The organism is Streptomyces sp. NBC_01384 (assembly GCF_045040035.1).
GTDB lineage: Bacteria > Actinomycetota > Actinomycetes > Streptomycetales > Streptomycetaceae > Streptomyces.
The window spans coordinates 1,238,166-1,257,742 of sequence record NZ_CP109559.1 but is presented as its reverse complement, the minus strand read 5'-3'; the positions used below and the strand labels follow the sequence as shown (position 1 = coordinate 1,257,742).

18 protein-coding genes and 2 pseudogenes are annotated in these 19,577 nt (G+C 70.9%); 7 read left to right on the top strand and 13 right to left on the bottom strand.

Features of this window, described 5'->3' with window-relative positions; genetic code table 11:
* Positions 1–9 precede the first annotated feature (9 nt).
* Positions 10–366, top strand: a pseudogene (locus OG747_RS05495) (EamA family transporter); the annotation flags it as partial.
* A gap of 585 nt (positions 367–951) precedes the next feature.
* Here OG747_RS05495 and OG747_RS05490 read toward each other — a convergent pair.
* Positions 952–1,782 carry an alpha/beta fold hydrolase gene (locus OG747_RS05490; RefSeq protein ID WP_405878158.1) on the bottom strand — a complete coding sequence of 277 codons (831 nt, stop codon included), beginning with the start codon at positions 1,780–1,782 and terminating at the stop codon, positions 952–954.
* 163 nt (positions 1,783–1,945) lie between these two features.
* Positions 1,946–2,200 carry a hypothetical protein gene (locus OG747_RS05485; protein ID WP_405878157.1) on the bottom strand — a complete coding sequence of 85 codons (255 nt, stop codon included), beginning with the start codon at positions 2,198–2,200 and terminating at the stop codon, positions 1,946–1,948.
* Between the two features lie 82 nt (positions 2,201–2,282).
* On the opposite strand from OG747_RS05485, the gene OG747_RS05480 reads away from it, so the two are divergent.
* A complete protein-coding gene (locus OG747_RS05480) occupies positions 2,283–3,167 on the top strand; it encodes an RNA polymerase sigma-70 factor (RefSeq protein ID WP_405878156.1) in 885 nt (294 codons plus the stop codon).
* An 87-nt stretch (positions 3,168–3,254) separates the two neighbouring features.
* On the opposite strand, the gene OG747_RS05475 is transcribed toward OG747_RS05480, so the two are convergent.
* The gene (locus OG747_RS05475) at positions 3,255–4,880 is read right to left on the bottom strand and encodes an IS1182 family transposase (RefSeq protein ID WP_405877939.1); all 1,626 of its coding nucleotides are present in this window, start codon (positions 4,878–4,880) and stop codon (positions 3,255–3,257) included.
* 337 nt (positions 4,881–5,217) lie between these two features.
* On the opposite strand from OG747_RS05475, the gene OG747_RS05470 reads away from it, so the two are divergent.
* Complete coding sequence (locus OG747_RS05470; RefSeq protein ID WP_405878155.1) at positions 5,218–5,979, top strand: GntR family transcriptional regulator; 762 nt, start codon at positions 5,218–5,220, stop codon at positions 5,977–5,979.
* A 120-nt stretch (positions 5,980–6,099) separates the two neighbouring features.
* Here OG747_RS05470 and OG747_RS05465 read toward each other — a convergent pair whose 3' ends face one another.
* The 3 genes from OG747_RS05465 to OG747_RS05455 all read right to left on the bottom strand — a co-directional run bounded on the left by OG747_RS05465 (position 6,100) and on the right by OG747_RS05455 (position 9,195).
* Entirely contained in the window at positions 6,100–7,257 is a 1,158-nt protein-coding gene (locus OG747_RS05465) for an ROK family transcriptional regulator (RefSeq protein ID WP_405878154.1), read from the bottom strand.
* 100 nt (positions 7,258–7,357) lie between these two features.
* On the bottom strand, positions 7,358–8,020 hold the full coding sequence (locus tag OG747_RS05460; protein ID WP_405878153.1) for a response regulator: 663 nt from the start codon (positions 8,018–8,020) through the stop codon (positions 7,358–7,360).
* 14 nt (positions 8,021–8,034) lie between these two features.
* Positions 8,035–9,195, bottom strand: coding sequence for a sensor histidine kinase (locus OG747_RS05455; protein ID WP_405878152.1), 1,161 nt, complete (start codon positions 9,193–9,195; stop codon positions 8,035–8,037).
* A gap of 108 nt (positions 9,196–9,303) precedes the next feature.
* On the opposite strand from OG747_RS05455, the gene OG747_RS05450 reads away from it, so the two are divergent.
* The 3 genes from OG747_RS05450 to OG747_RS05440 all read left to right on the top strand — a co-directional run bounded on the left by OG747_RS05450 (position 9,304) and on the right by OG747_RS05440 (position 11,520).
* On the top strand, positions 9,304–10,245 hold the full coding sequence (locus tag OG747_RS05450) for an ABC transporter ATP-binding protein (protein ID WP_405878151.1): 942 nt from the start codon (positions 9,304–9,306) through the stop codon (positions 10,243–10,245).
* A complete protein-coding gene (locus OG747_RS05445) occupies positions 10,242–10,967 on the top strand; it encodes an ABC transporter permease subunit (RefSeq protein ID WP_405878150.1) in 726 nt (241 codons plus the stop codon). The genes OG747_RS05450 and OG747_RS05445 overlap by 4 nt, the downstream gene beginning before the upstream one ends.
* A 109-nt stretch (positions 10,968–11,076) precedes the next feature.
* Positions 11,077–11,520 carry a hypothetical protein gene (locus tag OG747_RS05440; RefSeq protein ID WP_405878149.1) on the top strand — a complete coding sequence of 148 codons (444 nt, stop codon included), beginning with the start codon at positions 11,077–11,079 and terminating at the stop codon, positions 11,518–11,520.
* A 9-nt stretch (positions 11,521–11,529) separates the two neighbouring features.
* On the opposite strand, the gene mug is transcribed toward OG747_RS05440, so the two are convergent.
* The 6 genes and pseudogenes from mug to OG747_RS05410 all read right to left on the bottom strand — a co-directional run.
* Positions 11,530–12,078 carry a G/U mismatch-specific DNA glycosylase gene (gene mug / locus OG747_RS05435; RefSeq protein ID WP_405885453.1) on the bottom strand — a complete coding sequence of 183 codons (549 nt, stop codon included), beginning with the start codon at positions 12,076–12,078 and terminating at the stop codon, positions 11,530–11,532.
* Complete coding sequence (gene purB, locus OG747_RS05430; RefSeq protein ID WP_405878148.1) at positions 12,075–13,517, bottom strand: adenylosuccinate lyase; 1,443 nt, start codon at positions 13,515–13,517, stop codon at positions 12,075–12,077. Before purB ends, mug begins: the two co-directional genes overlap by 4 nt.
* 59 nt (positions 13,518–13,576) lie before the next feature.
* Complete coding sequence (locus OG747_RS05425; RefSeq protein ID WP_405878147.1) at positions 13,577–13,927, bottom strand: DUF4326 domain-containing protein; 351 nt, start codon at positions 13,925–13,927, stop codon at positions 13,577–13,579.
* A 413-nt stretch (positions 13,928–14,340) separates the two neighbouring features.
* The gene (locus OG747_RS05420) at positions 14,341–15,132 is read right to left on the bottom strand and encodes an alpha/beta hydrolase family protein (protein WP_405878146.1); all 792 of its coding nucleotides are present in this window, start codon (positions 15,130–15,132) and stop codon (positions 14,341–14,343) included.
* A gap of 7 nt (positions 15,133–15,139) precedes the next feature.
* Positions 15,140–16,684 carry an FMN-binding glutamate synthase family protein gene (locus tag OG747_RS05415; protein WP_405878145.1) on the bottom strand — a complete coding sequence of 515 codons (1,545 nt, stop codon included), beginning with the start codon at positions 16,682–16,684 and terminating at the stop codon, positions 15,140–15,142.
* Between the two features lie 238 nt (positions 16,685–16,922).
* A pseudogene (locus tag OG747_RS05410) lies at positions 16,923–17,042 on the bottom strand (SGNH/GDSL hydrolase family protein); the annotation flags it as partial.
* 682 nt (positions 17,043–17,724) lie between these two features.
* Here OG747_RS05410 and OG747_RS05405 point away from each other — a divergent pair.
* Positions 17,725–17,928, top strand: a complete 204-nt coding sequence (locus OG747_RS05405; RefSeq protein WP_405878144.1) for a hypothetical protein — start codon at positions 17,725–17,727, stop codon at positions 17,926–17,928.
* A gap of 172 nt (positions 17,929–18,100) precedes the next feature.
* On the opposite strand, the gene OG747_RS05400 is transcribed toward OG747_RS05405, so the two are convergent.
* Complete coding sequence (locus tag OG747_RS05400; protein ID WP_405878137.1) at positions 18,101–19,525, bottom strand: IS701 family transposase; 1,425 nt, start codon at positions 19,523–19,525, stop codon at positions 18,101–18,103.
* Between the last annotated feature and the right edge of the window lie 52 nt (positions 19,526–19,577).

The following is a 19,577-nucleotide window of genomic DNA, read 5'->3' as shown; positions in this document are numbered from 1 at the left end:
GTCGCCGTCATGAACGCCACCGCCCGAGGGTCGCTGCTCGCCGCCCTCGCCTGCGTCCTCGTCGGAGCCTCCTTCACGGCAAACAGCGTCCTGGGCCACTACCCGTACGCGGGCGGTCAGTTCCTGCGCTACGGCCTCGCCTGCGTGCTGCTCCTGCCGTCGGCCGGGCGGGGCGGTACGGCACCGCTGCGGCGGCTCGCGGCACGCCAGTGGGGGCGCCTCGCGCTGCTCGCGGCCGTCGGCATGGTCGGCTTCAACCTCGCCGTGATCTCCGCGGAACGGACTGCGGAACCGGCGGTTCCGGGTGTCTTCGTGGGCTGCGCCCCGGTGGTCGTGGCCGTTGTCGTGCCGCTTCTTGAGGGCCGTCGTCCGCAACGTCCGGTTCTGTACGGGGCGTCGTTCGTCGCGGTGGGTGCCTGCATGGTCCAGGGGTGGGGCCGCACCGACGGCGCGGGGATCGCGTACTCCGTGTGTGCGCTGGCCGGCGAGGTGGGCTTCGCGGTCCTCGCCGTGCCGGTGCTGCGCCCCCTCGGTCCACGGCTGCTGTCGGCGACCGTCTGTGGGATTGCCGCGGCCGAGTCGGCGGTGGCCGGAATCCTCGTCGGCGGCGGCGCCTGGCTTCGGATGCCGGACGCCACCGAGGCCGCCGCGCTGCTGTGGCAGGCGGCGGTCGTCACCGTCGTCGGCTTCGTGTGCTGGTACATGGGCATGCAGCGGATCGGCGCGGAGCGCGCCACGCTCTTCTCCGGCCTCATCCCTGTGGCGGCGGCCTGCACGGCGCCGCTCGTCGGCATCGGCGCGTACGGTGCCGCGCAAGCCGCGGGCAGCGCGCTGGTCGGTGCCGGGGTCGCCCTCGGCTCCGGTGCGCTGAGCCTGGCCGAGCGCCGCTCAGTGGCTGCCGCAAGGCGTTCGGCGAGTGGCGTCGAGCCCTCGGCGGTCGGTGTCGAACCGTCAGCGGCTGCCGTCGAGGATGACGCGGGCGACGAGCGCCGGGTCGTCGCTCATCGGGACGTGGCCGCAGCCGGGCAGCCGCACCAGCCGGGCCCGCGGAATGATGTGTTTGGCGCGGATCCCTTGGCGGCGCACCAGCAGCCGGTCCCGGGTGCCCCAGGCCACGGTGACGGGCAGCCCCGGGATGTCGTCCGTGAACTGGACGGTGGTGCCGGCCCGGAGGGTCTCGTCGAATCCCGCGGCGTGGGCCAGCGCGAGGGTCTCGGCGACGACCGCCTCGGGTGAACGGCGGCCGGGCCGGGCGTAGATGGTGCTCGTCAGGACGGCTCGCCCGGCCGCCGTCCGCGAGAGCCGCTCGACCACCGGGAGCGGCAGGCGCCGCGCGCCTTGCCGCATCGCCATGAGCACTCCGAAGGCGTACCGTCGCTCGACCGGCGTCCAGAACCCGGCGGGCGAGAGCGCCGTGACGGACCGTACGAGCTTCTCGCGGCCCAGCTCCAGGGCCAGGAGTCCGCCCAGGGAGTTGCCCGCCACGTGCGGACGCTCGATCTCGAGTGCCTCGCACAGCGCGCCGAGCACGGGTACCACCGCCCCGAGGCCGTGCGTGAGCCCCTCGGGCAGCGCCGGGGACTCGCCGAACCCGGGAAGGTCGACGGCTATCACCTCGCGCTCGGCGGCCAGGACGTGCACGACCGGGTCCCAGGCCTGCCGGTGGTGGCCGATGCCGTGCAGCAGGAGCAGCGGCTCTCCGGTGCCCACGCGCGCGTAGGAGATGGTCACGGTCCGCGGGCCGTGCGCGGAGGGAAGGCTGAAGGAGACCGTGGCGGACATGATGCTGCTCCTCGTCTGGTGACATGCTGGCGAACCGACTTCGTAGACAGCTTGTCAGCAACTGCTACCGACGGGTAGCCCCCGGTCACCGCGAGCCGCACGCATGCGCCGCCATCGCCGCGCACCCGTACCGTCATCCATCACGCACACACGCGTGCGCCCCTCAACGCGCCCTGCGCACCTCCAGGTTGAACTCCGCGTGCCCGAAGCGCTCGAACAGCCGCACCCGCAGCACCCTCTCCACGGCCCGCGCCGCCTCGACGCTGCCCAGGTCGAACACGCGGGGCGGAGGCGATCCGAACCCCCCTAGGAGCGCCGCCACCTGCTCCTTGGCACTCGCGCCCTCGCCACAGACGACGATCTTGCGCTCGCCCGGGGACCAGTGCTCTGGGCCCATTCCACGGCGACCGCGGGTCATGCTGCTCCGCGGTGTTCCGTGCTGCTCCATGAGGCACCGATTCCGCCTGGACACGGCGGGACGTGTCGGATGGGATGGAAGCGTGACCACCGACACCGCGACCGACGTCTTCGAAGAGCACCGTCCCGTCCTGATGGGCGTCGCCTACCGCATGCTGGGCCGGGTGGCCGACGCGGAGGACGTGGTCCAGGAAGCCTGGCTGCGCTGGTCCGGCGCCGCCCGGACCGAGGTGCGCGAACCGCGCGGCTACCTCGTACGCATCACCACCCGGCTCGCCATCGACCGGCTGCGCCAGGTGCAGGCGCGCAACGAGGCCTATGTGGGGCCGTGGCTCCCCGAGCCATACGTCACCGACTTCGGGGACACCGCCCAGGACACGGCGGAGCGGGCCGTGCTGGCCGACTCCGTCTCGCTCGCCGTCCTCGTCGTCCTGGAGTCACTGTCACCCCTGGAACGCGCGGTGTTCGTGCTCAGGGAGGCGTTCGGCTACCCGTACGCGGACATCGCCACCGTTCTCGACCGCGGCGAGCCGGCGGTGCGCCAACTTGCCGGGCGGGCGCGCAAGCACGTCGAGGAACGGCGGCCGCGCTACGAGGTCGACCCGGCCGAGCGCCGCGATCTGACCGAACGGTTCCTCGCCGCGGCCGCCGAGGGCGACCTGGAGGGGCTGATGGCGCTGCTGGCCCCGGACGTCCGGCTGGTCGGCGACAGCGGCGGACTGTCCAAGGCCCCCCTGCGGGTCATCGAAACCGCCGACAAGGTGAGCCGTTTCCTCTACGGCGTCGCCCAGAAGGGCGTCTCCGACCTGTCGTTCCGCCTCCTGGAGCTCAACGGCGGCGCCGCGGTCCTGGCCCTGTCCGGCGACAAGCCCGACAGCGTCTTCCAGCTGGATGTCGTGGACGGCCGGATCCAGTGCATCTACATCGTGCGCAACCCGCAGAAGCTCGTGTCCCTGGGCAACCAGTAGCCGCCACGGCACCTGTACGAACCCGAAAGCCCCCGTCTTCTGGGACTCCGTTGGGAAATCCGCAAACTGGCGGGTGTGATCTTGTTGTCAGGCGGCGAGTTGGAGTCGGGCGAGGTGTGAGGTGCGGGTTCCGCCGAGGGGTGTTTCGTTGAGCCAGGCGTCGAGTCTGATGATGTTGATTGCGGTGGCGGCGAAGATGTGTCCGAGGCGGGTCTTGGGCAGGCCCGTGTAGCGGGTCCGGCGGATGCGGGTGCGCCGGACTGCCTGGGAGATGGTTCCCTCCACCCCGGCGCGGACGTTGTAGCGCTGCTGCCACTGGTCGGTCAGCTGCTCGCGACGCCGGTCTTCCAGCGCTTCCTGCTGGTCTTGGGGCAGCAGGGTCAGGCTGCGGCCCCACTTGCCGTTCGCCGCCTTGGTGCACTTGTCCTGCACCGGACAGGCCGCGCAGTCCTGGGCGGTGAAGTGCACCCGTGAGACAGGAGTGCCGCTGCTCTTGCGCTGGTCGGACCAGCTGGCACTGATCTTGCCCTGGGGACAGACTGCCTTCTTGGCCTCCCAGTCGATCGTGAACGCGCTCTGCGTGTAGTGCTCGCCCTCGTAGTTCTCGTGACACGTATCCAGCCCGACCGGCCCCAGCAGCTCGATCCCATGCGCGTCGCGCGCGGCCACGATGTGCGCGGCGGTGACGTAGCCGGCATCGACGTCGTGTTCATCAGGCAGCAGTTCACGTGCGGCCAGGCCCTGGTGGACGGCTCCGGTGACCTCGGTGTCGGCGACGGTGGCGTCCGTGGTGACGACATGGGTGATCAGGTGTGGGGCATTGGGCTCGCACGTCTCGCTGAGGTGGGTCTTGTAGCCGCACCAGCCCGAGCCGCGCTTGGTCCCGTAGCGGGCGTCGGGGTCGTAGGGCGAGGAGAGCCGCCGTCTGCCCGGCGGGAGGTCTTTGCCCTCCCGCCAGCGCACCCCCTCGCCGTCGCGGTGGTACTGCTCCACCCAGGCCCGGCGCAGGACCTGGACGGCGGGGATCTCCCGTAACCAGGCAGGAGCCTGGGGTGCGTAGACGGCCTCCAGGATGGTGAAGCCGTCCCGGCCGACCTGTTCGGCCCACTCGGTGCGGACGTTGTCGCCCTTGGGGAAGCGGTAGGAGTCGATCCGGGCGCCGTAACGTTTGGCCCAGTCGGCGTTGACCATGGACGAAAGCCACGCCGGGGCGGCTGCGGCCAGTGCCTCCAGCGCCGCGCGCAGGGTCTCGCCGACGAACTCCATCCGGTTCAGCGTCCGCACCGCTGCAAGGACGTGGGTGGAGTCGGTCCGCTGCCGACCGCCTGCGCGCAACAGCCCGAGCTCGGAGCACCTGGCCAGGACCAGGTCCAGGACGTGCTCCTCCAGTCCGTGCCCGATCAGCCGGGCACGGAAGTCGCTCAGGACAGAGAAGTCGAACCCCGGATCGTCCAGCTCCAAGCCGAGGAGGAACTTCCAGTCCATCCGGGCCCGCACCTGGTCAGCAGCCTGCCGGTCGGTGTGGCCCTCGGCGTACTGCAGCACCAAGACCAGCGCCAGCGCTCCCGGTGACACGGCCGGACGCCCCCGGGCCGAGAACGCCTCAGCGAAAGACTCGTCCTCGAACAGCGGGCCGAGCGCCTCACGTACCCGGACGGCCAGCGTCCCCTTCGGGAACGACGCCCGCACCACCCGGGCGGTCAGCTCCGGCACCCCACCATCGTCCCGAGACTCCAGCGACACTCAGCCACACCCCTCGCTCCGACAAACAGAACGATCATGCCGACCTCAGCACGCCGGCGAAGCCAGTTTGCTCATTTCCCAACGGAGTCCTTCTGGACGGGGGCTTTCGGCGTTGTGTCCCGGACGTCGCCCAGCACGAACGGCCTGTGAACGCTCCGCGGCAACGCGCCTGCGCAATCCGTAAGGGATCGAGGATTGGTCTTGACCAAGGGTGGGGGCGGCCCTATGGTCGCAGGGATAGTGCAAGAACCTTTAATAAACAAGGGCGCTAAAACGCCGCCGGGTAACGGCGATTGCGGAGGACAGGGTGGGGACCACGCAGCTGGAAACGGTGCCGGAGCCTAAGTACTGGCATCTCAAGACAGTGCTCAGCGAGGCACTGGACTCTGAATTCTCCGTGGGCGAGATCCTGCCCAACGAACGCGACCTCGCGGCCAGGTTCGGCGTCGCCCGTGCCACGCTGCGCCAGGCGCTGGAGCAGCTGGAGCTGGAAGGCCGTCTGCAGCGCCGCCGCGGGGTGGGCACGACCGTCGCCCCGCCGCGCATGGGCGTGGCCGTCGGATCCGAGCAGCACGTGTGGCCGGGCGCGGTCGGCGACGCCTGGCAGCCCACGGACTGTGCGTCGGCGGTCCCGCCCGCCGCCGTGGCCGACGTCCTGGAGACGGACCACGACGACGAGGTGCACACGATCCGCCGCTCCCGGGTGACGCACGGCCAGCCGGTCGCCGCCGAGCTGATCTACATCCCGGCGTCCTCGGTGCCCGACCTGTCCGCGATCGACGCGCCTTCGGGGGCGGCACGCGCGCGTGCCGTGCTGCGCGAGCTGCAGCGCCTCGACCTGGAGGGCCAGGACCGCGCCGTGGAGCTGGGCTCGGCCCGTGCGGACGACGCCAAGGAGCTCGACCGGTTGCCCGGGGCGCCCGTTCTCGTCGTGACGACCCGCTACTTCGCCGAGGGGCGCACCGCCGCGGTCTCCGTCGCCACGTACCGCGCCGACACCTGTCGGCTGACCTTCGGCGACTCCGGCGGCGTGGAGATCCACCACGACCCGGAGCGCCGGGCTTCCTGAGCCGCAACAGAGGCGTAAGCCGTCACGTCCCGGAACACTCCGGGGCGTGACGTTTTTTCCAGCGTTCCAGCGTTCCAGCGTTCCAGTAGTCCGGTATTCCAGTCCTCGTCGGACCGCCGGTCAGCGGCGCGCGGTCACGGTCCCCTCCACCGCGAACAGCTGCTCCTCCACATGATCGAGGGCCAGCCGCAGGGCGCCCGTCGCGACGGCCGCCTCGCCCAGCAGTGAGAGCGCCACCCTGGGCGGCCGCAGACAGTAGCGCTCCAACTCGCGCCGCAGCGGCTCCAGTACGCCGTCCAGACCGGCCGCCCAGCCGCCGACCACGACCAGTTCGGGGTCGAGGGCCAGGACGAGGGCCGCCACGTCGTGCACAAGGCGCTGGATGAAGCGGTCGACCGCCGCGCGAGCCCGCTGGTCGCCGCCCTTGGCGAGCGCGAAGACCTCGGCGACGGCCTGCTCGTCAAGCGGGTGCAGCGGCTCGTCCGTGGTCGACAGCAGCGTCTCCGGAGTGGCCTCGCGGCCCAGCAGATGCAGCGCCCCGATCTCTCCGGCGGCGCCCCCGTACCCCCGGTGCAGCCGCCCGCCGATCAGTGAACCCGCCCCCGGGCTCAGCCCGGCCAGGACGAACACCACGTCGTCGGACTCGGTCGCGGAGCCCTTCCAGTGCTCGGCGACCGCCGCCGCGTTGGCGTCGTTCTCGACGAGCACCGGACACTTGAAGGAACGGCTCAACCGGTCGCCCAGCCGCAGCCCCGTCCACTCCGGCAGCGCCGTGCCCAGCCGTACGGTGCCGTCCGCCTCGACGATCCCTGGACTGCCCACGCCCACCGCGCGCAGGGAACTACGGGCGACACCCGCCCGGCGCAGCAGGTCGGCGACCGCCGTCCGCAGCCGTTCCAGCCGCTCGTCGGCCGAGGCGGTCTCGTCCACGTCCTTGGACATGGCGCCCAGTACCCGGCCGTCCAGATCGGCGAGGAGCCCGGCGACGCGATGGGGGCCGATCTCCAGGCCCAGCAGATGGCCCGCCTCGGCCCGGAACCTGAACCGCCGTGCCGGGCGGCCCTGGCGCCGCGCAGCACCCTCCTCGGCCGCCTTCTCGACCACGAGGCCGCCCTCGATCAGCCCCTCGACGACACCCTCGACCGTGGGCCGGGACAAACCGGTCACCCGGGTGATCTCGGTGAGCGTCGCGCAGTCCGTGGCACGCAGCGCGTGCAGCACCACCGCGGAATTGATCCTTCGCAGCAGAGAGGGGTCCCCGCCGGTCAACCGCCCCAACGTCCGTCCTCCCAGCTCGCGCGCGTGTTGGCCGGATCGTACTCGGCGCGGCGCGGCCCGGCGAGAGCCGGGGACCTCCTTTGCTACCGGCGGGTTGCTTTCAGCCCGGGGCCACGAACCCCGACTCGTACGCCGCGATGACCGCCTGCGTACGATCCCGGGCGCCCAGCTTCGCCAGCACGGCGCTGACATGCGATTTGACCGTCTCGGTCCCGACGATCAGCCGCGCCGCGATCTCAGCGTTCGACAGGCCCCGGGCCATCAGCCGCAGCACCTCCGCCTCCCGCTCGGTCAGCGCCGCGCGCTCCATGGCCGCCCGCGCCGCGCGATCTTTGGCGCCGCCCCCGTACTCTGCGGCCAACCGCCGTACGGAGGCCGGGAACAGCAGCGAGTCGCCCTCGGCGACCAGCCGCACGGCGTGCACGATCTCGGCGGGGCGGGCCCGCTTCAGCAGAAAGCCGTCGGCACCCGCGCGCAGTGCCTCGTAGACGTACTCGTCGTTCTCGAAGGTCGTCACGACGACGATCTTCGGCGGTTCGCTCACGGTCCGCAGCACCGCGCGCGTGGCCTCGATGCCGTCCATGAGAGGCATCCGGACGTCCATGGCGACGACGTCCGGCCGCAGCCGGCGCACCAGCGGGATCACCGCGGCGCCGTCGGCCGCCTCCCCGACGACCTCGATGTCGGGCTGCGCCTCCAGGACGGCCCGCAGGCCGGCCCGTACGAGGGGTTCGTCGTCGACAAGGAGAACGGTGACCGGCATCCGGCCAGGGTAGATCAGCGCAACGGCAGCTCCACCCGCACCTGCCAGTCACCCTCGTCCGGCCCCGTCCGTGCCCGCCCGCCGAGCAGAGCCGCCCGCTCCCGTATGCCCCGAAGGCCACTGCCGCGGCCCGGTCCGGGTACATCGGCCGTCAGCGGATTGCGGACCTCCAGGCCGAGCGTGCCGTCGGCGACCGCTATACGGACCCGGACCGGCACGCTCCCCGCGTGCCGCAGCACGTTGGTGAGGGACTCCTGGAGGATGCGATAGCCCTCCCGGGACACCGGTCCCGGCACGGCCTCCAACGCACCCGCCACCTCGGCGTCGACCTTCGCACCCGAGGCACGCGCCGACTCCAGGAGCCGGTCGGCCTCGGTCAGCGTGGGTCGCCCGCTCGCGGGGCGCCCCGCCTCGCGCAGCACGCCGAGGACCCGCTCCAGGTCCTCCAGGGCGGCCCGGCCGGTGTTCTCGATGGCAAGCAGCGCCCGGTCGGTGAACGCGGGGTCGCCGGCCGCCCGCGCCGCGCCCGCCTGCACCACCGCCACGGTCAGCGCGTGGCCGATCGAGTCGTGCAGCTCACGGGCGATGCGCGTGCGTTCCAGGAGCTGCTCGGTGCGCTCCTCCAGGGCGGCGAGCCGCTCGGCGGGGGAGGGACCGAGCAGCCTACGCGCGATCGCCGTGATCAGCTCACCGAGACCGACCACCGCGCCGTACAGGGCGAGCAGCGGCAGCGGTACGAGCAGGGCGTAGACCCAGGGCGGGAGCGACACCGGCAGCAGCGGGACGTCGAGGCCGCGGCCGAACGCCGCCCCGACGAGTTCTACGGCGGCCGCGGGCATCCAGACGGAGACGCACGTCGCCACCGCCCCGAGACCCATCCGTACCTCGAGCCAGAGAATGGTCCGCGACCGGTCCCGCCAGGTGGCCGCGGGCGCGACCGAGATCGCCGCGTCCCGGCCGTCCCGCTCGTCCGGCGCCAGCATGAACTGCGCCTGCACGCCCTCGCCCCGCCGCACGGCCGGGATCAGCCCCAGCGGGATCAACAGCACCGCGGGCACCCACGGCCTCGACATGTCGATGAACAGCCACACACTGACGAACAGCATCGGCACCCACAGGTGCAGCAAGCGCGTGTACGTCGTCCCCCGGAGCAGGGGGCGCAGAAAGCGGGCCATTGCGTCATCGTGCCAGCCGGCACCGACAACGGGCCTCCCCCGAGTGGGGGAGAGGATCTCCACTAGCGGGGGAGGCACCGGCCGGTCAACAGTCGCCACGCTGAGGCCATGACCAGCATCGACGTCCAGAACCTGACCAAGGATTACGGCAGTCGGCGCGCCGTGGACGACCTCACCTTCAGCGTGCTTCCCGGTCGCGTCACCGGCTTCCTCGGACCCAACGGCGCCGGAAAGTCCACCACCATGCGGCTCGTGCTCGGCCTGGACCGGCCCACGTCCGGCACCGCCACCGTCGGCGGCCGCGCCTACGCCACGCTCGACGAGCCCCTGCGCCACGTCGGGGCCCTGCTCGACGCGGGTGCCCCGCACGGTTCGCGCACCGCCCGCGACCATCTGAGGGCGCTCGCCGCGAGTAACCGCGTCCCCGAACGCCGGGTGGACGCGGTGCTGGAGGAGACGGGGCTCGCGTCCGTCGCGCGGCGCCGGGTGAAGACCTACTCCCTGGGCATGCGACAGCGCCTGGGCATCGCGGCCGCGCTCCTCGGGGACCCTTCCGTGGTGCTGCTCGACGAACCGTCGAACGGGCTCGACCCCGAAGGGATCATCTGGATCCGCGAGTTGCTGCGCCGACTGGCCGGGGAGGGTCGCACCGTGCTGGTCTCCAGCCATCTCATGGCCGAGACCGCGTCCTTCGCCGACCACCTCGTCGTCCTCGGCCGGGGCAGACTCCTCGCCGAGACCCCCGTGCGGGAGTTCATCCACGCGCGCGTGCGGCCCCGCGTACGAGTGCGCACCACGGACGGCGGCGCGTTGGGCGCCCTGCTCGCACGGCACGGTCACGAGGCCGTCGAGGGCGAGGGAGGACGGTGGACCGTGCTCCACGCGCGCGTGGAGGACATCGGGCACCTCATGTCCGGGGCGGGCGTGCCGATCCTCGAACTCACTGCGGAGGAGGGCACGTTGGAGCAGGCCTATCTCGACCTGACCGCCACCGAGACCGAGTTCTCGGCCCTACCGTCCCCGACGCAGCCACAGGAGGCCCGACCATGACCTTCGCACCCGCACTCCGCGCGGAGTGGATCAAGATCCGTACGCTGCGGTCGCTCGTCGTGGGACTGTCCGCCGTGCTCGTCCTGACGGCGGTCTTCTCCGCGCTCGCCGGTCTCGACGACTCCGGGGACCCGGACTTCGATCCGCTGTTCTCGGCGTTCTTCGGCGTCGGCTTCGGGCAGATCGCGGCGATCACCTTCGGCGCGCAGGCCGTCTCGGCCGAGTTCCAGGGCGGTGCGTTGCGGGTGTCGCTGGCCGCGGTGCCCCGGCGGGGGCCATGGTTCGCGGCCAAGGCGGTCGCGATCGGCGTGCCCGTGCTGACCCTCGGTCTGGTCACGGGGGCTGTGAGCCTGATGGTGGGCAAGGGGGTGCTCGGAACCAGGGCGAGCGGGCTGACCTCGGGCGAAGAGCTCCGTGGCGTGGTCGGCTGCGGCATCTACCTGACGCTCATGGCACTACTCGCGGCGGGGCTCGCGGCCGTCCTGCGCAGCGGGGTCGCCACCTTGAGCATCCTGATCCCGTTCCTGCTGATCGTCTCTTTCGTCATTGGGGGAGCGTCGGGCACCGTCGCCGACTTCCTGCCGGACAAGGCGGGCCAGGCCGTCCTCCACGAGACGTGGGACGGTGCTCTCGGACCCTGGTCGGGGCTCGCGGTGACCGCGGCCTGGGCGGCAGCGGCCCTCGGGGGCGGAGCGTGGAGCCTGCGGCGCCGCGACGCCTGACCCGCCGACGGACGGCCCCCCATGGCCATGGCCCGCTGACGGCCGACCCCGTGGCCACGACCCGCTGACGGTACACCAATTGTCAGTGGCAGCCGCTTTACTGGATCTCATGACCAGCGAGCAGCACCTCGCCACGATCCTGAGGCTGTGCTCCGAGGACTTCCCCCCGGAGCACAGCCGGTCGGACGTCGGCGACGCGGGACCCGGTTACCTCATCGCCGAGTTGGCGACGAGCGAGGAATTCTGGGAGGACGACGGCACGGCCCGGGAAGCGGCGGCGGAGCAGTACGCGACCGATCGGGACGGCCTCTCGGAGCTGCTCAGCCACCGCTGGGGGCGCCCCCAGGCCTTCAGCCTGTCGAGCGTGCTCGACAGGACGATGGACGGTGAGGACATACCTCAGCCCTGGGGCATCCTGAGCGGACATGTGCCCGACGTGCACCTTTGGAGGACGGACGGGCACGGCCGCTGGGTCGCCCTCGGTGTTTCGCAGTGGGACAAGGAATGGCCGTTCCAGCTCCTGGCCGTGGTCGCGGAGGCAGACCCACCGTGACCTGATCCACTAGCCCTCGGTGGCAGCCGCCCGCAGCCGTTCGTACTCCTCGGCCATCGTCGCCGCCGTCCAATGCGCGTTGAGCCCACTGGGGTTGGGAAGCACCCACACCCGGCTGGCCCCGATGGTCCGCTCCTGCGGGCCGATGACAGCCTTGCGGTCGCCGAAAGCCGCCCGGTACGCCGTCACACCCACCACCGCCAGCCAGCCCGGCCGTAGCCGCTCCACCTTGGCACTCAGCAGCCGCCCGCCCTCGCGGTACTCCTCCGCGGTGAGCTCGTCGGCCCGGGCGGTCGCGCGCGCCACCACGTTCGTGATGCCGAGCCCGTACGACAGCAACTCGCCCTGCTCCGACGGCTTCATCAGACGAGGAGTGAACCCCGACAGATGCAGTACGGGCCAGAACCGGTTGCCGGGACGGGCGAAGTGATAGCCCGTCGCGGCGGTCATCAACCCCGGATTGATGCCACAGAAAAGCACCTGGAGGCCGCCCGCGACGACATCCGGCACCAGCCGGTCGCGGGCGGCCTCCAGGTCCGCGGGGGTGAGCCGCGTCAGAGGATCGCCCCCGGCGTGTAGCCCGCGGCCTCCGGGTGCTGCTTCACGATCTCCTCGATACGGCCGACGACGGCGGCGACCTGGTCGGCAGCGGCGCCGGTGAAGGAGAGCTTGTCGGCCATCAGCTCGTCGAGCTGCACACGGTCGAGCGGGATGCGCTCGTCGGCGGCGAGCTTGTCGAGCAGCTCGTTGCGCTCGGCGCCCTGCTCGCGCATCGCGAGGGCCGAGGCGACGGCGTTCTCCTTGATCGCCTCGTGCGCGACCTCGCGGCCGACGCCCGCGCGCACCGCGCCCATCAGGACCTTGGTCGTCGCGAGGAACGGCAGGTAGCGGTCCAGCTCGCGGGCGACGACGGCCGGGAAGGCGCCGAACTCGTCGAGGACGGTGAGGAAGGTCTCCAGCAGACCGTCCAGCGCGAAGAACGCGTCGGGCAGCGCGACCCGGCGCACGACCGAGCACGACACGTCGCCCTCGTTCCACTGGTCGCCCGCCAGCTCGCCGGTCATCGAGGCGTAGCCGCGCAGGATCACCATGAGGCCGTTGACGCGCTCGCAGGAGCGGGTGTTCATCTTGTGCGGCATCGCGGAGGAGCCGACCTGGCCCGGCTTGAAGCCCTCGGTCACCAGCTCGTGCCCGGCCATCAGCCGGATCGTCTTGGCCAGCGAGGACGGGGCGGCCGCCAGCTGCACCAGCGCGGTCACGACCTCGTAGTCGAGCGAGCGCGGGTAGACCTGGCCGACGGACGTGAACGCCTGCGAGAAGCCGAGGTGCCCGGCGATCCGCTGCTCCAGCTCCGCGAGCTTCGCCGCGTCCCCGCCCAGCAGGTCCAGCATGTCCTGCGCCGTGCCGACCGGGCCCTTGATGCCGCGCAGCGGGTAGCGGCGGAGCAGCTCCTCGACCCGGCCGTACGCGACGAGCAGCTCGTCGGCGGCGGTCGCGAAGCGCTTGCCGAGGGTGGTGGCCTGCGCCGCCACATTGTGCGACCGGCCGGCCATGACCAGCTCGCCGTACTCGCCGGCCAGCTTGCCGAGCCGCGCCAGCACGGCCACCGTACGGTCGCGCATCAGCTCGAGCGAGAGCCGGATCTGCAGCTGCTCGACGTTCTCGGTGAGGTCCCGGGACGTCATGCCCTTGTGCACCTGCTCGTGCCCGGCGAGGTCGTTGAACTCCTCGATCCGCGCCTTCACGTCGTGCCGCGTGACCTTCTCGCGCTCGGCGATCGAGGCCAGGTCGACCTGGTCGAGCACCCGCTCGTAGTCGGCGATGGCGGCGTCCGGCACCTCGATGCCGAGATCCTTCTGCGCCCGCAGCACGGCGAGCCAGAGCTGACGCTCCAGTTTCACCTTCTGCTCGGGGGACCAGAGCGTGGCGAGCTCGGCGGAGGCGTAGCGTCCGGCGAGGACGTTGGGGATACGGGGCTTTGCAGGCGCAGCAGTCACGTGTACGGATTCTACTGGCGATTCCTGCAGGCCAGCGCCACGGGGTGATTCGTGGGAACCTACGAGAGCGGCGCGGAGCCGTCCGCGATCTCCGCCAGGATGTCCCCGTGGCACAGCTCGGGTGCGCACCAACAGGCCAGCGTCTTGCCGCGCAGCGCGGGCACCTGGGCGAGGAGTTCGGGGCGTTCAAGGAGGTACGCCCGGTACTTCTCCATGATCTCGGCGCGGGTTCCGTCGCGCTTCTTGGTGGGGGTGTCGGGGGCGAACGGGTTGTAGAGCGGGTGCTGTGGGAGGTCCCAGTGGCCGATGGTCCAGCGGCGGCCGATGTAGACGAGGTCCGCGGGGGCGTGTTCCAGCCGGGGGCCGAAGTCGTGGATGCGGCCCTTGAGGTTGATCACGGTGGTGGACATGGGGCTCCCTTCCACCCGTATGTCTACCCCGTCGGGCCCGCTCAGCCGTTGTGGCTAGGCCGCGGGCCCCTCGTACGGCAGCAGCTCCGGACGCTTGGCCGGGCGGCCGTCCCCGGACGGTGCGACACCCATGGCCGTCGAGCCTCTCATAGACCTCTGCCTGCGCAAGATCAAGAACTTGAAAAATAGCTCCACCGCCGAGGTGTGACTTCTGAGGCGTCACTGCGCCCCTGCGGCTGGTGAGATCGCGCGGCAGCCCGGTTTGCCAGTCTCAACCACTAAAGTCTGCCTCGCTCCAAGGTGTTCCGTATAGGAGATTGATCTCGTCTCGTCGCGGACGGGCCTGTCACACGAGAGGCGAGAGCGCAGTACTGGGGCGCCTGAAGCCGCTCTAATCAGGCGAAAACGACCTCTCAAGCACCCAAAATGCCCTTTCCTGCGGGTCGTGAGGCGTGGATGTACTGGTCGGCCCAGGCGCTGATGATGTGGGCGGCTCGCTGCGCCTGCCCTGGTGCGGTCAGGAGGTGGTCTGCTCCTTCGAGCGAGACGAAGCTTCGCGGGTGCCGCGCCTTGCGGAAGATCTCCCCGGCGTTGGCGATATCGACGGTGTCGTCGGTGGGCGAGTGCATCACGAGCAGCGGCTGGTCCAACTCGCGCACCCGCTCGTGCAGACGGGCACGGCGGACGTCCTCGACGAAGGCGCGCTTGAGGACCAGGGTCCGCCCGCCGACGAACCACTCGTGCTGCCCCTCACTGAGCACGCGGTCCACGACCGCGTCGTACTGGTGCTCCACGTGGCTGGGGTCGGCGGGCGCCCCGATTGTGGCGACCGCGCGGACGCCGGTTGCCTCGGCCGCCGCGGCGATGGCGGCGGCGCCTCCCCACGAGTGACCCACCAGCAGATCCGCCGGAGTCCCCCGCTCTGCCATCAGGTTTGCCGCGCGGACGGTGTCCTGGACCTTGACGGTGAAGGAACCGTCACCCCAGTCGCCGTCGGAGTCTCCGATCCCGAGGTTGTCGTAGCGCAGCATGCCGATCCCCTCGCGGGCCAACTGCTTGCTGACCCGCGAGGCGGCCGGCGAGTTCCTGCCGAGCGTGAATCCGTGGACGAAGATCCCCCAGCCCCGGACCTCGCCCTCCGGCAGGTCGATCGACCCGGCCAGCTCGGGGCCGACGACGCTCTTGAATCTCACTTCTTCGGACACGTTGCGATCACTCCGGCCGGGTGTTCGTGGAGGTCGGCGTGGAGACGAGCAGCTCGGTGATCTCCTTGGCAAGGTGCGGGCCGAGCTCGCCCCAGCCGTCCTTGTAGCCGTAGACGTCGGCCAGGGTGCGGGCCTCGTAGTCGCCGTTCATGATCTCGATGTCGTCGGCGGTGATGAGTCCCGGGTGGGCGACGCCGACAGCCGACGAGACCTTCATCAGCTCCCTGCGCAGGGTGCGCAGGTAGACGGCGGTCCGGGTGGCCTTCGAGGTCGGGTCCAGGCCGCGGGCCAGCCACTGGTTCTGGGTGGCGATGCCGGTGGGGCACTTGTCGGTGTGGCACTTCTGCGACTGGATGCAGCCGATGGACAGCATCGCCTCACGGGCCACGTTGATTATGTCGGCGCCCAGGGCGAAGGCGACCGCGGCGTTCTCGGGCAGGCCGAGCTTGCCGGAGGCGATGAAGGTCAGGTCGTCGGTGAGCCCGAGCTCGGCGAAGGTGCCGTAGACCCGGGAGAAGCCCATCCGGAACGGCAACGACACCGAGTCGGCGAAGATCCGCGGCGCCGCTCCGGTGCCGCCCTCGCTGCCATCGATGGTCACGAAGTCGACGCCACGGTCGCCACGCGCCATCAGCGTGGCCAGCTCCTGCCAGAAGCCCATCTCTCCCACCGCGCTCTTGACCCCGACCGGCAGACCGGTCTCGGTGGCGAGCAGCTCGACGAAGTCGAGCATCGAGTCGACGTCGCTGAACGCGGTGTGCCGCGACGGGGAGGCGCAGTCCTTGCCGACGGGGATGCCGCGGATTTCGGCGATCTCCGGGGTCACCTTGGCGCCCGGCAGCATCCCGCCCAGCCCCGGCTTGGCACCCTGGGAGAGCTTGATCTCGATCGCCTTGACGGGGGCGCTCGCGACCACGTCCTTGAGCTTGTCGAGGTTGAAGCTGCCGTCCTCGTTGCGGCAGCCGAAGTACGAGGTGCCGATCTGCAGCACCAGGTCGCCGCCGCCCCGGTGGTACGGCGACAGGCCGCCCTCGCCGGTGTTGTGCATCGTGCCCGCCAGCGCCGCTCCCTTGTTGAGCGCCGTGATGGCCGCGCCGGAGAGCGAGCCGAAGCTCATCGCCGAGATGTTCACGACGCTCGCCGGCCGGAAGGCCTTGGCGCGCCCGCGCGGACCGCCCAGCACCTTGGCCGAGGGCAGCGGGGCCTGCGGGTCGTGCGCGTCGGGCAGAGCGCCGGCGAAGGTGCGCTGCTTCAGGTAGGCGTGCCCCTGGACGTGCTCGATGTCGACCTCGGTGCCGAACCCGAAGTAGTTGTTCTCCTCCTTCGCCGACGCGTAGATCCAGGTGCGCTGGTCACGGCTGAAGGGGCGCTCCTCCTCGTTGGAGGTCACGATGTACTGCCGCAGCTCCGGCCCGATCGTCTCCAGCAGGTACCGGGCGTGCCCGATCACCGGGAAGTTCCGCAGCAGCGCGTGCCGCTTCTGGACAAGGTCGCGGGCTGCCACCAGCGCCACTGCTGTTGCGGCGACCGCGCCGATCCTCCTGGCCTGCATGAACGTTCCTCCTCGAGGCACGGCTCTATCGCCACACGATGGAGGCCGCTTGTGTCACATCGGGCGCCAGACGGCGCACACAGTCAGGGCGCGCCAGCGCCATCGAAGAAAGCGAGACGACTCTAAAAGGCCACACGAATATGCACAGCGACGGCAATCACACCACCCAAACGACGGGGCCCAGGCCTCGCCCGCGCCCCGCGTGTAATCGGTGCATGGCAGCCGGCGGGGCTCCGGGCTAGGGCCCCACCCGTCGCCAGTCCGTCACGGGGCCGGGGTTTGTGTGGTCCGCAGGGGTGACCCAGAAGGCTTTGCCCAGCTCAGCGCTAAACTGGGCGCCTGTCCGGCCGTCCCCGGATGGTGTGACCCCCCAGGTTCCCTGCACGGAGGGTAGAGGGCGCGTACGGCAAGAGGGGCCCATACCGCACCCAGACGGCGCTGGTCGCGCTTGCGGACCGGCCGGAACTCGAGGACCTCGTGGGTGGCGACCCTGCCGCCCGACTGGTGGGCGACCTCGACACCCACGTGAGGGAGGCCGCAGATCAAGCCCTGAAGGGACGAGCAAAGATGCGAGAGTCGCCGCCGGAGCCTTCTTTCAACTGGGTTCGTGCCGGAGGGTGGTGCGTCACCGTCACCCGGGGCATCACACCGAACGACGTGCTCGTCTGCTTCGGTGCACTCCCGGGAGATGCCCAGAACATGCCGAAGCTGGAGGCAGTGCGCCTCGGCGCCGTTGCTTACCGGGCTGGGACCCCCAAGTCGGTGCTGCGGGTCGGTTCGCTGGGCGACTGGTCGTTCTGCTACGAGGAATGGGGAGCTCTGAGCGCCATCCCCGGCACATTGCCGCGGCTCTCCAGCGGCAGGGAGACACTTACCGTCGACAGCAACGAGTCGGCCTGGACACCTTCGGGCACTGGCGCGACGGGCGGTGCACCGAAGTATTCGAACCAGAGAACCCGGGCACTCCGCTATCCTCGCCGCGCCCCTTGCGGGATGCCCTGCAGGAACGACGGTGAACGGCAGAGGAGGGCGAACCGGCGTTGGTGACGGCGGTCTGGGTGATCGGCGACCGCCCGGGCGCCGTCCTGGACGACGCCATCGCCGACGGCCTCCTGCCCACCGTGCTGCTCGGGGACGACCGTTCGAGCCGACAGCATTGGCCCGGCGGCCGGGGCCGGGGAGTCGTGGTTTTCCAGACCGACGGGCCCGATCCCGCCGCTTTGGGCAGCACGCCCCCGGCCTGAATGAGTCCCAGGCCCGGTCGGTGAATCCCGTCCGGTGAAGCACGGGGGACGCCCGACGGCATCGTCGAGCAGGGCGGTTGCGGACGGCTTCCGACCGCAACCGGCGTGGAATCTGCTGCCGGCCGATGCGAGGGCCAATACCCGACTCCACTATTAGCCCTTCAGTTGTAGTTCAGGGCGAGTTCGCGAGTCCGGCGTCTGCGATGGTGCTCGTTGGCGTCGGCCTGGTGATGTCGTGGCCAGCGTGACCACCACAGTCCGTGGGCGGCCCGACCGTGCTCGGGTGGGGGCGGCGGGTGGATGAGTGTAAGGAGCTTGCGGATCTCGGCCGCGGTGTAGGGGATGAGCTGTTCGGGGCTGATGATGTCCTCGTGCTCCCCCCTTTGGGCTCCTCATCAGGCTCGTCACCGCTGAGGGCTTCCCGGAGCGGTGCGGGGGCGTCGGCGTCGTCTGTGGCGGCCTGTACCGCCAGGAATGCGGCGGCCAGCATCGACAGGGTGATGTGCCGGTACCAGCCGTGCCAGTGGCGCACCTCGTAGTCGGCCAGCCCGCACTGATGCTTGCCGAGTTTGATCGCGTCTTCCACCCGCCAGCGCGCGCCGGCGACGTGGGCCAGGTGTTCCGGCGGGGTGCCGGCCGGGCCCCAAGCCAGGTAGTAGTCGAGGTCGTCGGGCGTTTCGGGGCGGCGTCGGGCGATCATCCATCGGCTCGGCCAGGGCTGCCCCCGCACCGCGCTGCCCACGGGCTCCTCCGGGTCGGCGACCCGGCGGACCCACCACTGCCACCAGCGGGAGCCGGTCTGGCTCGGGCCGGCTTCGATCAGCTGCCACTCGCTGTCGTCCGCGGCGGCGGCCAGCTTGTCGATACGCCGCCAACCCGGTCGGGGCAGCACTGTTTGGGCGCTGGAGACGTTGACCACGTACGGCAGTTGGCGGCTCTCGGCGAAGGAGCGGAAGCCGCCGTCACGACCGTAGACCTCGTCGGCGGCCAGCCAGGTGCTCTCCGGAAGCCCGGGGAGAATCCGGTCGATCATCTTCTCGGCGAGGCGGGGTTTGGTGGCGAAGCCGACGGTCTCGGGCACCTGCGCAGCCGCGCACCGCTCGCGATCGCCTGTCCAGACTTGCGGCAGGCAGATCTCCCGGTCGACCAGGGTTGCCCCGCGAGTGGTGGCCCACGCGGCGAACACCCCGATCTGGCAAGGAAAGACGCCACCGAGTGAGCCGGTGAACTGCCGGGCCACGCCAACGGAAGTCTTGCCCTTCTTGGCGAACCCGGTCTCATCGATGACCAGCACCCCGCCCGCGCTGTCGGCCAGCCCGTCCAGCGCATACCGGCGGACGCGGTCGCGCAGCTCATCGACGTCCCACTTCGCCCGGTCCAGCAAGTGCTGCTGCCCATCGGGGCGCCGCCAGCCGGCGTACTCGGCCAGCTGCCAGCCATTCTTGCGGGAGACCGGGCCCAACAGCCCGCGCACACACGCCTTCGCCCGCCGCCGCAGATCCGCCCGGGGGAAGACGTCGCCGACCTGCCGCAGCAACTCCTCCAACTCAGCATCCCACTCAGCTACTTGTGCCACATCGCCGGACCAGTCGTCCATAACAGGGAGTTACCCTGTGAACCTGATCGCCGAACTACAACTGAAGGGTTAG

What these genes read in the sequence shown, in the direction of transcription:
- OG747_RS05490 (WP_405878158.1), bottom strand. Translation starts at nt 1,782, where the DNA reads ATGTCCGCCACGGTCTCCTTCAGCCTTCCCTCCGCGCACGGCCCGCGG.
- OG747_RS05485 (WP_405878157.1), bottom strand. Translation starts at nt 2,200, where the DNA reads ATGACCCGCGGTCGCCGTGGAATGGGCCCAGAGCACTGGTCCCCGGGC.
- OG747_RS05460 (WP_405878153.1), bottom strand. Translation starts at nt 8,020, where the DNA reads ATGCCGGTCACCGTTCTCCTTGTCGACGACGAACCCCTCGTACGGGCC.
- OG747_RS05455 (WP_405878152.1), bottom strand. Translation starts at nt 9,195, where the DNA reads ATGGCCCGCTTTCTGCGCCCCCTGCTCCGGGGGACGACGTACACGCGC.
- OG747_RS05450 (WP_405878151.1), top strand. Translation starts at nt 9,304, where the DNA reads ATGACCAGCATCGACGTCCAGAACCTGACCAAGGATTACGGCAGTCGG.
- OG747_RS05445 (WP_405878150.1), top strand. Translation starts at nt 10,242, where the DNA reads ATGACCTTCGCACCCGCACTCCGCGCGGAGTGGATCAAGATCCGTACG.
- OG747_RS05440 (WP_405878149.1), top strand. Translation starts at nt 11,077, where the DNA reads ATGACCAGCGAGCAGCACCTCGCCACGATCCTGAGGCTGTGCTCCGAG.
- OG747_RS05425 (WP_405878147.1), bottom strand. Translation starts at nt 13,927, where the DNA reads ATGTCCACCACCGTGATCAACCTCAAGGGCCGCATCCACGACTTCGGC.
- OG747_RS05415 (WP_405878145.1), bottom strand. Translation starts at nt 16,684, where the DNA reads ATGCAGGCCAGGAGGATCGGCGCGGTCGCCGCAACAGCAGTGGCGCTG.
- OG747_RS05400 (WP_405878137.1), bottom strand. Translation starts at nt 19,525, where the DNA reads ATGGACGACTGGTCCGGCGATGTGGCACAAGTAGCTGAGTGGGATGCT.